Annotated in this window: 13 protein-coding genes; 9 read left to right on the plus strand and 4 right to left on the minus strand. The window is 46.0% G+C overall.

Features of this window, described 5'->3' with window-relative positions; translation table 11 throughout:
* On the plus strand, positions 1-553 hold a 553-nt coding region (locus Q0393_RS02410; RefSeq protein WP_298977600.1), incomplete at its 5' end, for a hypothetical protein.
* A gap of 463 nt (positions 554-1,016) precedes the next feature.
* On the opposite strand, the gene Q0393_RS02415 is transcribed toward Q0393_RS02410, so the two are convergent.
* The 3 genes from Q0393_RS02415 to Q0393_RS02425 form a co-directional block, all read right to left on the minus strand.
* Positions 1,017-2,045: a DUF3137 domain-containing protein gene (locus tag Q0393_RS02415; RefSeq protein WP_298977602.1), complete on the minus strand. Its 1,029-nt coding sequence runs from the start codon at positions 2,043-2,045 to the stop codon at positions 1,017-1,019.
* A 383-nt stretch (positions 2,046-2,428) separates the two neighbouring features.
* Positions 2,429-2,989 carry a Fe-S-containing hydro-lyase gene (locus Q0393_RS02420; RefSeq protein WP_040303892.1) on the minus strand — a complete coding sequence of 187 codons (561 nt, stop codon included), beginning with the start codon at positions 2,987-2,989 and terminating at the stop codon, positions 2,429-2,431.
* A gap of 10 nt (positions 2,990-2,999) precedes the next feature.
* On the minus strand, positions 3,000-3,845 hold the full coding sequence (locus Q0393_RS02425; protein ID WP_177389397.1) for a fumarate hydratase: 846 nt from the start codon (positions 3,843-3,845) through the stop codon (positions 3,000-3,002).
* Between the two features lie 199 nt (positions 3,846-4,044).
* Here Q0393_RS02425 and Q0393_RS02430 point away from each other — a divergent pair, with 199 nt between their 5' ends.
* From Q0393_RS02430 to Q0393_RS02440, 3 genes are all read left to right on the plus strand, one after another.
* Positions 4,045-4,602 carry a NapC/NirT family cytochrome c gene (locus tag Q0393_RS02430; RefSeq protein ID WP_298977603.1) on the plus strand — a complete coding sequence of 186 codons (558 nt, stop codon included), beginning with the start codon at positions 4,045-4,047 and terminating at the stop codon, positions 4,600-4,602.
* Positions 4,603-4,612: 10 nt separating this feature from the next.
* Positions 4,613-6,013, plus strand: a complete 1,401-nt coding sequence (locus Q0393_RS02435) for a multiheme c-type cytochrome (RefSeq protein WP_298956067.1) — start codon at positions 4,613-4,615, stop codon at positions 6,011-6,013.
* Positions 6,014-6,292: 279 nt separating this feature from the next.
* Positions 6,293-6,709: a hypothetical protein gene (locus Q0393_RS02440; protein ID WP_298977605.1), complete on the plus strand. Its 417-nt coding sequence runs from the start codon at positions 6,293-6,295 to the stop codon at positions 6,707-6,709.
* Positions 6,710-7,952: 1,243 nt separating this feature from the next.
* Here the strand turns inward: Q0393_RS02440 and Q0393_RS02445 are convergent.
* Positions 7,953-8,171, minus strand: a complete 219-nt coding sequence (locus Q0393_RS02445) for a hypothetical protein (RefSeq protein ID WP_298977607.1) — start codon at positions 8,169-8,171, stop codon at positions 7,953-7,955.
* Between the two features lie 310 nt (positions 8,172-8,481).
* Here Q0393_RS02445 and Q0393_RS02450 point away from each other — a divergent pair, with 310 nt between their 5' ends.
* The 5 genes from Q0393_RS02450 to Q0393_RS02470 all read left to right on the plus strand — a co-directional run bounded on the left by Q0393_RS02450 (position 8,482) and on the right by Q0393_RS02470 (position 14,583).
* Entirely contained in the window at positions 8,482-9,087 is a 606-nt protein-coding gene (locus tag Q0393_RS02450) for a DUF6803 family protein (RefSeq protein WP_298977608.1), read from the plus strand.
* A 393-nt stretch (positions 9,088-9,480) separates the two neighbouring features.
* On the plus strand, positions 9,481-10,170 hold the full coding sequence (locus Q0393_RS02455; protein ID WP_298977611.1) for a response regulator transcription factor: 690 nt from the start codon (positions 9,481-9,483) through the stop codon (positions 10,168-10,170).
* Positions 10,160-11,578: a DUF3365 domain-containing protein gene (locus tag Q0393_RS02460; protein ID WP_298977616.1), complete on the plus strand. Its 1,419-nt coding sequence runs from the start codon at positions 10,160-10,162 to the stop codon at positions 11,576-11,578. Before Q0393_RS02455 ends, Q0393_RS02460 begins: the two co-directional genes overlap by 11 nt.
* Before the next feature lie 104 nt (positions 11,579-11,682).
* Positions 11,683-13,758, plus strand: a complete 2,076-nt coding sequence (locus Q0393_RS02465; RefSeq protein ID WP_298977619.1) for a cytochrome C — start codon at positions 11,683-11,685, stop codon at positions 13,756-13,758.
* 51 nt (positions 13,759-13,809) lie between these two features.
* Entirely contained in the window at positions 13,810-14,583 is a 774-nt protein-coding gene (locus Q0393_RS02470; RefSeq protein WP_005870892.1) for an FKBP-type peptidyl-prolyl cis-trans isomerase N-terminal domain-containing protein, read from the plus strand.
* Positions 14,584-14,610 lie beyond the last annotated feature (27 nt).

Genomic DNA, 14,610 nt, shown 5'->3' on the forward strand with positions numbered 1-14,610 from the left:
CGCGCTGGACGGGCTGTATTTATCGGGCGATAGCAAGCGGCAGATCGTCTCCGGCGCGCTACGCGCAGATCAAAATTTGGCGGAGCTTGCGGACGGCGAAAATTGCATGAAATTTAAGAATTTAGACGCAAAAAATTCCACAAATTCTGCGAGCATCAAGAATTTTGCGAAATCAGCGAATTCCACAAGCTCTGCAAATTCTACTAACGCAGCAAATTCTATAAATTCCGCCCGCTCCGCCGAAGTTTCGGCGCCCGCCAAGGCGAAGGACGCTTCGCAGAGCTTTGAGCTGCAAAACGGCGATATTCTTCGTGCCCGCTACAAAGACTACCGCGTAAGCGGACTGTGGAATCAAAGCCGCGGCATGAAGCTCGGCGATACGCGCAGCGGGCTTCGGCGCGTGATAGATTTTATCGCGAGCGTGGCACTACAAATAGGTCTGCGTCTAGGCGGCGCGCTCGTGCTGACGTGGCTCGGTGATCATATCGGCGGCTCCTTCGGCAACGCTCTAAGCTTCATCGGATTTTTACTGCTGCTTAGCCTTATGCTTTGAAAGGTAAATTCCAAACGGCAGCCTCGCGGAATTTTGCAACTTCAAGGAATTTCAAATTTCGCAATTTCGCAGAATTCCGTAGCGAGCGGATTTGGATTTTAAATTTCAAGGCTTTGGAGCTGTAAATTTAAAGGCGCGGCAAAATTTCAAAATTCAGGCGCGTAAAACTTCGGCTGCGAAATTTTAAAATTCTAAATTTTAAAGCATAAAATTTCAAGGCGCGGATTTTAATTTCAGAATTTTAAATTTTACGCTGCAGAATTCCTCGGCGTGGATTAAAATTTTAAATTCAAAGCGTGCGGGATTTCAAGGCGCGTGAAATTCCAAAGCACGAAATCAAAAAGCGGAATTTTAAAATTTCAAATTTTAAGGTGCGCAGAGCTGTAGCATGTGGAGCCGCAGCACGGCGTGTGAAGTTATAGTGCGCGAGGCTGTGACACGCAAAGCCACGGCGAGCCGTGCGCTAGCTCCAAATTTTTTCGTTTAGTTTTAGGTTTTTTACGATCGCTAAAAAGTGCGAAAGCTCGCGCTTGAGCTGCGCGGCAGGGTCGCGGCGTAGCACGCTTTCGTCGATGTCGGGCTCGAAATTATCGCGCCCCGTATTTACGAAAATATAAATTTTGCTATCTGCGAAGCTAAGGCTAACGGGCGCGGCCACGGCGCCTGCGAAGCGCAAGAGCCTCCGCATAAAGGCGGGTGTTAGAATATACATCGCGCTCGTCGCGTCCTCGCAATACACGGCGAAGGCGGCGTTAAACTCCGCATCGTCCATATCAATCTTTTTTAGCCCGAGGGTGTTCGGCGCGCCGGCGCGAGCGGGAAAAATCAGGGTTTTGGCACTTATGCGTTTGTTAAATTCCGCGTAGAAAAAGGTGCCGAGGATTTCGCTTTCCGAAAATCTATTAAATAAACTTACGTCACAAAATGCGAACTTCACGCCGTCATAAACGCCCGAGACCCTGTCGTTGCCGCCTTTGAATTTATCTAGTCGAAAAAAGAGCCCCGAGAGCTTAAGCTTGGCGGGATCGATACTGCCTCCAATATCGTATCGATAGCCGAACGCCTTGAAATAAGGCATTAGATAGTGCTCTTTAAAAGCGCACTGAAATTTTACCGAATAATCTTGTTTAAAGCCTCTAAACAATACGAATAAGCTCGAAGCAGCCAAGATTAAAATTATAATCGCGAGTAAGATATATTTGGAAATCGTGGGGCGATTTTGTAAATCGTTTAAAAATAGGCTCATAGCAAAAAGGCAGGCAGCGTAGATTATCTTAGCTTTTATGGAGCTTTCATCGCACAAAACGGCTACTATAAGAACAACCGCGAATAATCCGATAAGCGGCAACAAATCCGCCATGCCTCCTCCGTCGCGCAGTTTGCATACCGAAAACGCACCGTAGCCGAGCATGCACGCCGCCGCGAAGATCGTATTTCTTTTCGCCTTATACAAAAGCCCCAGCCTGATCTGCTCCAGCTCGCTTGCGCTCATTTTGCCCCTTTTAAATTTAAGATGGATTATGACGCTTGCGGGCTTTAAATTTGCTTACGAACGGCGACGAAATTTTAAAATTTAGACTTGGATAAATTTGCGGCTAAATTTAGCGGCGGATTGTTTAAATGGAGCAAAGACGGGATTTCGGTATAAATTTAAGCGGCGCGAAATTTTAAAAATTCCGTGCCGCGAATGGAGATAAAATTTTACGAACGCGTTTAAATTTCGCTACAAAATTTCATCTGCGCGGCAGCGTAAAATTTCGCAAAATAGACGCCGTAGTTTATGCCGCAAAATTTACGAGCGCCTGTGAGCGAACGTAGATAAATTTACGGACGCCCGTGCTGCAAAGAGCACAGCGCAGACGCCGCTAGCAAAATTTAGATTTTTCTATAAGGCGCCTGTCCGACTTCGTAGAAGTTATTGCCCTCACTATCGATCGCTACGATAGCGGGGAAATCCTCGACCGTAAGTCGCGCGACCGCCTCAGGTCCTAGCTCTGGATAGGCCAGCACTTCATATTTTTTGATGCTTTGGCTAATCAGCGCGCCCGCACCGCCGATAGCGACCATATAGACGCAGCCTGATTTTTTCATCGCCTCAACGACGGCGTCGCTGCGGTAGCCCTTGCCGATCATACCGTTGATGCCTACTTCGTTTATCATCGTAGGAGTGTATTTGTCCATACGCCCGCTAGTCGTAGGTCCTGCAGCACCGATTGCCTGGCCTGGTTTGGCAGGGGTCGGCCCCAGATAATATATCGTCTCGCCGGCTAAGTTTACGGGTAGCTTCTCGCCGCGAGCGAGGGTTTCGGTTAGAGCCTTGTGCGCGGCATCGCGAGCTGCGATGATGGTGCCGCTGATTAGTACGTTATCGCCCGCCTTTAGGCTTTTTACTACGCTTTTATCGAAAGGTGCGGTAATTCTTTTAACTTCTGACATGATTTCCTCCTTATAGTTCGGCGTCGGCATGGCGAGCCGCGTGGCAGTTGATATTAACGGCGACCGGAAGCCCTGCTATGTGGGTCGGATACCACTCTACATTTACCTTAACGGCGGTATTTATGCCGCCCAAGCCCTGCGGACCGACGCCAGTAGCGCGCGCCATCTCCAGCAGCTCATCCTCTAGCTTGGCGTAGCGCTCGTCGGGATTTCTGCTGTCGATCGAGCGAACCGCGGCTTGCTTGGCTAAAAGCGCCGCCTTATCCATCGTGCCGCCGATACCAACACCTACGACCATAGGAGGGCAAGCGTTAGGACCTGCGTATTTGACCGCCTCTAAAAATACCTTTTTTACCCCCTCGATGCCGTCTGCAGGAACGAGCATTTTTAGCACCGATTTGTTCTCGCTACCGAAGCCCTTCGGGGCTACTTTTATCTTAAGCTTATCTCCGGGGACGATACGTGTATTGATGACTGCGGGGGTATTGTTTGTGGTGTTTTTACGCTCAAAAAGCGGCTCTGCGACCACGGATTTACGCAGATAGCCGCCTACGTAGCCGTCCGCGACGCCTGCGTTGATAGCGTCCTCCAAATATCCACCCTCGATATGCACATCCTGACCGAGTTCGACAAAAACCACCGTCATACCGGTATCTTGGCAGATCGGCGCGACCTCTTTCGCTGCCAAATCGGCATTTTGCAAGAGCTTGCCTAAGATATCTTTACCGATAGGCGAAGTCTCGTTCTCGCGCGCTTTCTCAAATGCCGCGCGCATATCGGGCGTGACGTGATAACAGGCTTTTTTGCAAAGCTCGCTGACTACTTTTGTAATCTCAGCCGCTTGGATCGTTTTCATGATCTCTCCTTGTATTGAAATTTTAATGGATTATATTCCGTTAAACTAAAAACTTAGTTTAAAATTTTATCTTCATTTAATAAATTTTAACAAAAGGCTAGAAAATAAGCGGTTTTTAATCTTTTTATAATAAAATACCACTTTTCGAATTATCAAATACTAAAAATTTTGCGAAGAAATTTTAAAATCAAGGAAACCTATGAAAAAGAAAACTCTTGTGCTGCTCGTGGGCGCTTGTGTGCTTATAGGAATGATACTTTCTCTTGGGATTGCGGAGATGGTTCACCTTACGGGCACCGATAAATTCTGCGTATCCTGTCATACGATGCAGCCGATGGCAAACGCATTTCACAACGATGTTCACGGCGGCAATAACCCGCAAGGCTTCAAGGCCGATTGCGTCGCCTGTCACGTTTCTCATGAAAATACCTTTATGTATCTTTGGACCAAAGCTCTAACCTCCGCAAATGATGTCTACAAGACGGTCTTTACCGATGCCGATAAGATCGACTGGCAAAAAAAACGCAAGGAGCGAAATCATTTCGTTTATGAAAGCGGCTGTCTAAGCTGCCATCGAAATTTAAAAGAGCAGAATAACCAAGTAAATAAAGCCTGGCTCGCGCATAGGGATTATTTCGCGGGCACTACCGGCAAAACCTGCGTGCAGTGCCACGAAAACGTCGGTCACAAAAATATGGGTATAGAGATTACCAAATATTGGGATAAATACAACCGAGAAAATAACAAAACCAAGTAAAGGAGAAGCAATGCTAAAAAAAGTCGCTATTTTAATAGCCTGTATCGCATCGTTTGCATTCGCAGAAATGCCCGCGCAGCATGCGAATATGTCCGCGTCGGACGCGAACGTAAGCAATTCTGTAAACGTTAGTCTTACGAAGAATTTAAAGGTAAATAGGCAGCTTACGCCGCTAGCTAGACGCTGCGTCGAGTGCCATGCCGAAAAAACTCCGGGCGTCGTTGCGGATTGGAAGATGAGCCGCCACGCTCACGTAGGCGTTAGCTGTACCGACTGCCACTCGCAGCCAGCAGATAGCCCTATGGCAGCTAAAGAGCCGCATCCGAAAGACACAGACAATCATATTTCGGTGCTAGTTAGCCCAAAAACTTGTGCCAAATGCCACAGCAACGAGGTTAAAGAGTTTGAAAACAGCGGTCACGCAAGAGGCGCTATGCAAATGCAAGCCAACAAAGGAATGGTTGATCTAATGTATCACTACGAAGGACGTGATATCCCTGATCTTAAACATGCACCTGATATTACCGGCTGCTCTCAATGCCACGGTAGCGTCGTTAAAATGGATGAGCATAACAAGCCTACCAAAGAGACCTGGCCCGTTTACGGCATCGGTACGGTTTATCCGGACGGTAGCGTAGGTGGATGCAAATCGTGCCACTCGGGTCATAAATTTTCGATCGCCGAAGCTCGTAAGCCTGCTGCTTGCGCATCTTGCCACTTAGGACCTGATCATCCGGATATCGAAATTTACAACAACTCAATGCACGGACACGTATTTAACGCTGAAGGCAATGAGTGGAAATTCGATAGCGCTCCTGGTACTTGGGCGGTTCCTGATTACCGCGCTCCTACATGCGCGACCTGCCATATTAGCGGCGGTGTGGGCGATTTAAACTCCACTCACAACGTATCTCAACGCTTGAAGTGGAATTTGTGGCAGCCTAAGAGCAATCTACGCACCGGCGGTAATGAGACTGCGGTAAGCGAGTTTTTAAATACCGGCAAACTAAACGTTGGCAATCCTTTGGCAGGTAATCTAAACGGTCCTGAGGCGGCGCGTGCCGAGATGAAGCAAGTATGCAAAGAGTGCCACGCAAGCACCCACACTAATAATTTCTTTGAGGTAGGCGATAAGCAGGTACTTCTATATAATGTTTACAACGACGAAGCGACTAAGATGCTAAAAGAACTTAAGGAAAAGAAACTTCTAAAAGACGATCCTTGGGCGGATGCGTTCCAGCGAATCTACTATGTTTCATGGCACCACGAGGGTCGCAGAATGCGTCAAGGCGCGCTAATGGGCGGACCTGATTATTCGCATTGGCACGGCGTATTCGAGGTCAAAAATGATATCAGAGAGATGCGCGAAATCTACGAGCGCCGCATCAAAACCGGCAAGATCGAGGAATAATCCTTCTTAGTCTGCTAAATTTTGCCGGACTAAACAGATCAAGCTTGTAAGCCCCTGTACTTCGCAGGGGCTTTTTTGTTTGGATAAAATTTTGGAATTTTATTTTGTAATCCGCGCAAAGCCCATCGAAAATCGCCCTAAAAGCCACTACAAAATCACTATCTAATTATTTAAGATTATTGAGAATTTATGACGGAAGTAGCTGATAAATTAGAGTAAATTTATCTCTTTGCAATCCAAAATTAGCTACAATCGCGCATATCATTTAAAAGGAATTTTATGGACAAGCAAACGGCATTAGACTTTTTGAGACTTCATCAGCCGATGCCTGCGCAGCTTTCGGATCAGCTTGTGGCAGAGTTTCGCGCGGTACGGGAGTTTTTGCGTGATAATCCCTGCGACGAGGCGCTTGAGCCGCTTTTGCGCTCGCTAAACGAGGGCGACGGCGCAGGTGAATATCCGCTCGTGGACGAGGTATTGGGCGCGGCGGACGATGCTGCTGCGGTAGCTGCGATTAGAGCGGTCTTGGAGGATCCAAACACGGGCAGTGGAGCGCGATTTTGGGCGACGCTTTTTAGCGTGAGCTTCGTCCGTAAGGAGCTCATCGCAAGTCTGGAGACATCGCTTAAATACGCAAACGATGATTTGATCGAGCTTACGAAGGAGCAGATCGAAATGTTTAAGCAGCTGGTGTAAAGCTAGCTGCGTAACTTAGAGTTACGCCTTACTCACCAGATTGCGCTGCTACAAAGCAAATCCAAATTTATAAAAATCGGCTTAATCGAAGGCTGCTTTTAAATTTTAAAATTTTGCGGTCGCTTAAAATTTTTTTAGAGGCTACGATTACGAAAGAGGCGCACTTTATTTTCTATGGGCTGTGGCAGGCGCCCTGTGCGAGGATTGCTATCGGCAAAGATATAGCGTCGCCGCTAAGTGCGAGCGGCGCAGGCACCGAGAGAATATGTATCTAGGGAGGGTAGAAATTTCACGGCGTCGTTTGAAGTAAAATTTTAAATCTGCGGGCTTGTGATAGAATTTAAGTCGTAATAATGAAGCAGAATTTAATATGCGGCGAGTTCGCCGCTGAAATTTTAAGATTACGTCGCGCAGTGGCAAGATTTCGCTCGGTGCGATCCGTACGAAATTTTAAGCCGTAAAGATAAAGCGGAATTTTTAATACGTGATTTTTTGAGACGAAATTTTAAGCAATGAGTTTGAGGGGGAATTCTGAGGCGTGAGTTAGATTATAAACTTACACCGTCGAGAGGATATCGCGCCTTTTTGCGGGCTGAGAACTTCGACCGCGCAACAAAGAATTCCACGCCATTTCGCACTACAGCTACGGACCTCGACCACACAGTGAGCAAGGCTGCGCTATGCGACTAAGGATACTGCACTATTTTGCAAGCGATCTTGTAGCGAGATTAGATTATGAGTCTCGGCGTGCGGCGTAGGAATTTGGGCGGGTGTGATCCGTGCAAGGTTGCGTGGCACAGATTTTGCGCCTCCATCTGCACCGCCAAAAAAATTCTACCGAGCGGAGTTGTGATCTAGAAATTTTGCAGCGGCATGAAATCTCCTAGCGCGGATTTTGAGCTTGCGCAAAATTTTGCACCGCTAGCATTTGAGAGACCTGAAATTTTAAATTGCATGTCGCTTTAAAATTTTAAACTTATGAAATTTGAGCCGCGCTTACTTTTAAATCCTAATTATGCGCCGTGCTTGGCGATGAAATTTTAAAATTTTATTGCGCCAAGAGCAGCTCGATCAATCGGCGGACGCAACTAAAAATAAGATAGATAAAATGCATCAGCGCGTGAAGCGGGTCTAAATTTAAATTGCGGGCGAAATTTTAAAGCGTGGCCTAGACCGCTTGCGGGCGTTCGGTTTCGGCTTTAAAATAGTTAAATTTAGCGCTGGCACCCGCAAGACGCTTCGGCTATCTGATTTTTGCGGTGCCGAAGCAAAGTCCGTTTTCGTTGCACTGCATATTTTCGATTTGCGGATCCTCGCTTTCGCCGCAAATTTGAATCATTTGATGCGATGCTTCATCCATTTTAGGCTCGCTGCAATGCGAAACGCCGGGCTCTGGATGCTCCGAGTTAGAACAGCCGCATATAATCAGCGCCGCGCAGACAAACAATAGGACATTTTTCATTCTAAATCCTTTTAAAAAATTTCGTAATTTTATCTTTACAAAACTGAAATTTTACGGAATTTAAAGCGTTTCGGATAAATTTAATGTATCTGCATCTGCAAATATAAATTTTCTAAATTTCACGTTAGATACGAAGAGGCGGCGTGCGAGGCGAGATAAATTTAATATTTGTGAGCGAGTTTTAAGACGCAGCCCAAATCGTTTTACGGAAAGATAAGATTAAAGGCGCACTTAATCTTATCTATTGTTTTAAAATTTTTTACCGAAAGCTGCTAGAATTACGCCCTTTAAACCAAAATAAGGAGAAAACATGGCAATGACGAATTACATGGAACTTTTGATGGCAAATCAGCCGTGGAATTTGATTTTATTTATGGCGGTGCCGATGGGCTTAGCAGAAGCGATAGTAGCGAGCGAATTTTTTAGCTTGTACCGCGCGAAGGAGGGCTCTTTGGCGCTAAAAATCAATAAATGCCTTAGCATCATTCTCGGCGCTTATTTTACGATATTAATTATTTACGTAGCGGTTAAAATTTTGCCCGTCATTCATTTACGTGGCGCTGCGGACACCTTAGCTTTGGCGGCATACGTAGCGGCGGCGCTGCCTGCGCTAGTACTGCTACTTTTGGAGCTCGGAGTTATCGCAAAAGGAGCGGAATTTAGAGCTAGGCTTAAATTTCATTTCTTGGCGCTGATTGTATTTTTGGTGCTAGGACACGTCGCGATGATTTTTGGAATGACCGATCCAGGTATGAGCGGCATGGAACGTTCTATGATGGATCATGGCTCGATGAGCGGGATGAGCCACGATATGGGTTCGATGGAGGGGATGGATCATTCGCATATGAATCATGGCTCGATGGAGAACATGGATCATGGTGGCATGGATCACTCAAAGATGGAGCATTCACATTAACTTTAGTATGCCCGGCTTGGGCTAAATTTTAAAATTCTATCCCGCCGAGCTGCGGAGCTAATAGATCTTTATGATTTGATTGTCTTTGTCTGCGAAATGCATATGCAAGCACCTCTCAAATAAAATTTTACCGCCTTTCATATGCCGCTTGCGAGGCGGTAAAATTTAATATCAAGCTTATCGCCCCACCTTTTTACGTTCTTGTGATCTTTTAAGCCGACTTATGCAGGCGCAAAGCTCGCACATAGGCGGTTGCAGGTTTAAATTTGCGTGCAAACCGCTTTGGTATATTTTTTAACGTTAGTTTAATGCTAAATTTATATAATCTAAGTCTAGTTATATTTTAAGAGACGATTAAGAATGAAATGCACTAAGCTTGGAGGCGGATAGAGAATGCAAGATTGCGAATTATTGGACGTTTTGTCCAATAAAAGGGTTCTTTGCCTAGAGGATGAGCCTGGGATTTTAAAAAATATAACCGAATCGCTGCAGCTGTTTTTCGGCGAAGTAGTGGGAGTTAAGGACGGACTGGAGGCGCTTGATGAGGCGATGAGCGGTTCGTACGACGCACTGGTTTTTGATATCGGCGTGCCGCATATGGACGGGCTAGAGGTCGTTAAAAAGATCCGAGCTGCCGGCATCTCAGTGCCAATCGTGATACTTTCGAGCCACACCGAGCAGGAGTATCTGTGGCGGGCGGTGGAGCTTAAGATCACTAGGTATTTGCCTAAGCCGTACGACAAAAACGCCTTTATAAAGGCGCTGCAAGACGTCGCTGCGGAGCTGATAAATCACGCGCCGATATTTAGCATAAGCAGTGAGTTGAAGTATGATTTTGCCAAAAAGATCATCTACGTCAAAGACAGCGCCTGTCATCTTTCCAAAAGCGAGAGCAAGCTTTTGGAGTACTTCTTAGCGCGCAAAAATCAAACCGTAACCTACGAGCAGCTATTCGGCTATATGTGGGAGTTCGAGCAGCCCAGCAAGGAGGCGATCAAGGCGATCGTCAAAGAGCTGCGCCGCAAGATCGGCAAGGACGTGATCAAAAATTTATATGCGGTGGGGTATCTCTTTGAAGTATAAATTTAAATTTATCGTAGCGGTTTTTGTGCTGCTATATATCGTAATCACGGCGTTGGTTTTTAACTTCTACCGCGAGCTCGCGCTAAAGGATACGAGGCGCGAGGCGTTTTACATCCTAGATACGATGAATGCGGTGCGCGATTACGTCTCGACCGTGCAGCGCCCGCTAATAAACGAACTTAAAGAAAAAAAGCTTCTAAGCGAGGAATTTTTCGATCCGAGGCTGATGTCCTCGACCTACATAACGCGCGAAATTTATAAAATTCAGCTCGCCAAAGAAAACATCAACTACGACTACAAGCTCGTCGCTACCGATCCGCTCAATCCAGAGCACGAGGGAAGCGAGTTTGAGAATGAAATTTTAGAGGGCTTTAAAGAAAACAAATATAAAGAATACTCCAGAGTCATCTATGATAAAGGTGGCGCCTCGTATCTTTTAAGCCTACCGATAACAAACTCCCAGCCTTCGTGCACCGAATGCCACAGCATCAACGCAGCACCTAAAAAGATGCAAGAGCTCTACGGCGATGTGGGGAATTTCAAAGGCGGCCTAGGCGATACGATCGCGATGATAAGCTTTAAAATTCCGATAAAAAGCATTCTGCTCTATCACACCAAAGAGTTTGTCGTTAGCGGTCTAAGCGTGCTTGCAGTGTTTTTGATCTGCATATTTTGTATCTATAAAATTCACAAAAAAAACGAGACCTTAAAGATGCAAACTCAGCTTTTACTGATAAATCAAAGCCGCCTAGCGCTCATGGGCGAGATGATCGGCAATATCTCGCACCAGTGGCGCCAGCCACTATCGCAGATCAGCTCCACGCTCATAAATTTAGAGCTTTATAGCGAGCGGGGCAAGCTATCAAAAGAGAGGCTCGAAGGCGGCATAAAAGACGCGGGCGAGCAGGTGAAATTTATGAGCGATACGATCGAAGATTTTAAAAATTTCTTCAATCCGAATATGCCAAAGAAAGAATTTAGCGCCAGCGAGGCGATCGAGCAGGCGCGTAAAATTTTAAATGCCTCGCTTAAAAAGCACGTCATCGACATAAGCGTGCGGATAGAGGAAAATTTCACGCTTTATGGCAACGTAAACGAGCTCATCCAGGTGCTCATAAACATCATAAACAACGCAAAAGAGGCGTTTTTGGACGTGCCGCTTAAACGGCGTGAGATTAAAATTCGCTCGTTTTTAAAGCAGGGCGAGCGAGTGATTACGATCGAAAATAACGCAAGCCGCATCGATGAAGCGCAGCTAGATAAAATTTTTGAGCCGCACTTTACGACAAAGCAGCAGGGCAGCGGGCTAGGGCTATATATGAGCAAGATGATAATCGAAAAAAATGGAGGGAGCATAAGCGCTGCAAATTCCGACGAAGGCGCGGTATTTACGATCTCTTTTCGTTAAATTTAGACTTCATTAAATTTCTCCCTTTTTCACCCTTTTTTGTTGATATTATTTTGAGCGTAGAACTTTGCTAATTTAAAATTTCGATTTTCAAAGGAGGAGCCATGAAAAAATGGAATAAGATGCTACTCGGCGCGCTAGCCTGTATTAGCATTTTTGCCGCAGGAGCCTGTGCTGATGAAGGCATGGGGCATGAGATGGAAATGTCGCAAAAATCGCGCGACGTCATCGCAAATCCTAAGGGCACGTTGCAAAGTAGAGGCGTCATATCCTTGCAGGACTACGTCGTAGAAGAGCGAGAGATGTATGACTGGCTATTTAAAAATCACCCGATTTTTACCAAATACGGCGGTAAGACGGTCGGTAAGATGGATGTACACGACCGAGGTTTGGAGTGGCTTGCGGAAGGGCATGGATTTGACTTTTCAAAGGCGAGTAAAAGAGATGACGGCAAGGGCTATAGCTCTATGATGTATAGAATCCCTGCAGGATCTTCTTTGCAATTTCCGAATAAATTCATAGGCCCTGAAAAATGCGGCGAGTGCCACCCTGCGCAGTATGAGACATGGAGCAGATCGCGCCACGCCACTACTATCCGCTTCCCAGGCGAGCACCCGGAGGTTAATAACAACCTAACTGATCCTGTATTTAGCCCAGATACCGCGTCGATCCTTCCAAAAGGTATTACCCCTGACGTAATTTATGCGACCGTGGGGCATCTAAGGACAAAATTTGGCTACGTAGATGCATGGCTTCTACGCGGAACCTATCACGTAGAGGGCGGTTTGCTAAGAGATGGCACCGGTCAGATCGTAGCCGGCGGCAACCAATTCCAAAGGACTTGGGCGTTAAATTTAGACGATGAGACGGTCAAAAAGATTAAAAAGATTGTTCCGGAATTCCCGGAAACTCTAGCCGATTATGGCGATAACGGCGGTTACGTAAGAGGTCTTGCGTCGTATGCTGCGAAATATAAAAAATCGATGTTTTTCCAAGCAAACAGCTCGTATTGCGAGGTCTGTCATCCGTTTAAATTTGACTTCAAAACCAAGAAGGAATTTTACGCGGCTTTGGGTAACGCAAAAGAGCTTCAAAAGCACACTATCTCCAAGGGTATCACCTGTGAAGAGTGCCATGGAGCGGGCGGTCACCTTGACGGCGCTACAAATTTTAGAACCTCAAACTGCGAACGCTGCCACCAAAGATTTAACTATAGCCCTGATTTAGCTCGTGCTAATCCGCTAAACAACGGAAATCCCGATCTATCTCTTAGCTCTAAATTTAAATCTATGGGTCCAGGCTGTGGCTCTGAAGGCTCTCAGTCCTACTTTACCGCTCACTACGAGAAGGGTATGCGCTGCATAACCTGCCACGATCCGCACGATAACACTGGGCCGGTAGTTGGCGATAAAACCGTCAAGGGCGTAAATTATAACTCCGAGCAGGGCTATTTGAGCGCGTTTTATACAAAGCCTAAGATCACAAAAGAGTGCAAAGATTGTCACCAAGAGCAAGCCTACATCGCCGCAAGAGCTGATACGCATAAAGACAACACCTGCGCATCTTGCCACATGCCGTTTATGATGAGCTGCGAGAACTTCTACGCTATTCAGTTCCAAGACAACGCGGGATTCGATACTCAAAGAAGATCGCACATCTGGAAGATCGACATCGATCCTACTAGAAAATCTCTAGTCGCAGGCGATGCCGCTAAAGGTCCAAGAGATGCGAAAGATTGGCACTTCCAAAGAAATAAAGATGGACGAAATTTCGTCGATCTTATGTGGTCGTGCGCACGAACGTCTTGGGCAGATAAAGATATGCAAGATACCAAAGGCTGCCATAGTCCAGTCGTCTCCGAGCTAAAAGAGACGCTTCACTTCAAGAACCAAAAGCAGGTTTACGATGAGGTTATGGGCTGGCAAACTCCGATTAAGAGCGACTTCTCGCAAGTTAAGATCGGTATTCAAGGAATTTACTCTATCCTTGAGACTAAAAAGCTTAACTCCAGCGACAAAACTCGCGTTTACGAGCTAATAGAAAAAGCTCAAGATACCGTCGATCTTATCGAAAAAGACGGCTCATGGGGTATGCATGGCTTTAAATATACTAAGCAAAGGCTAGAAGCCGCTAAAGAGTATATCAAAGAGGCTCAAAGAATTCTAAATAATAATTTATAATTCTTTCGGGGTCGCGTAAGTTCGCGACCCCGAAATTTAAAAGGCAAATGTATGCAAAAAAGACTAAAAATTTTCTTGCCTATCGTTTTGGCAAGCTGCGCGTTGGGTGCGAATTTAACTACGCAAGAACAAAAAGAATCTTATAGCATCGGAGCTTCCACCGGAAGCTATGTTTCAAACCAGCTGCATTCACAAGCCGCGTTAGGTGTCAAATATGACTTAGATGCGGTAATAGAGGGGTTTTTGGACGCTCTTAAAAAGCAGCAGAAACTAAAAGATGAGGAAATTATTGCGCTTTTGAATCAAAGAGCCGACAAGCTAAATAAGATCGTAGAAACAAATTCCAAAGCGGAGCTTGATAAAAATTTAAAAGCAGGCAAGGAATTTATGGCGAAGAATGCCAAAAATCCGGACGTTAAAACCACAAAATCCGGTCTTCAATATGAAATTCTAAAGCTAGGTATGGGCGAAAAGCCAAAGCCTGAGAGCGTAGTGGTGATGAACTACAAGGCGTATTTGACGAACGGTAGCGTATTTGACGATACTTTCGCGTCTAAAATTCCGGCGCATCTTTCTATGATAGGCTTAATCGACGGATTGCGCGAGGGGTTGCTTTTGATGAATACGGGCTCGAAATATAAATTTACAATCCCTAGTAATTTAGCCTACGGCAACGTGGACGTAGATAGAATTCCTGCGGGTTCTGTGGTGATTTTTGAAGCCGAACTACTAAAAGTTTTAAAGCCCGGCGAGCTTGCCGATGCGGCGAAAAAGCTTAGCGAGAGCGAGGCTAAAAGCTTTCACGACGCGAACAAAACGAAGTAGTTTTGCTTAAATTTAGTCGGAGGAGAA

Origin of the sequence: uncultured Campylobacter sp. (assembly GCF_938015785.1) — a bacterium.
In the GTDB taxonomy this organism is placed as follows: domain Bacteria; phylum Campylobacterota; class Campylobacteria; order Campylobacterales; family Campylobacteraceae; genus Campylobacter_B.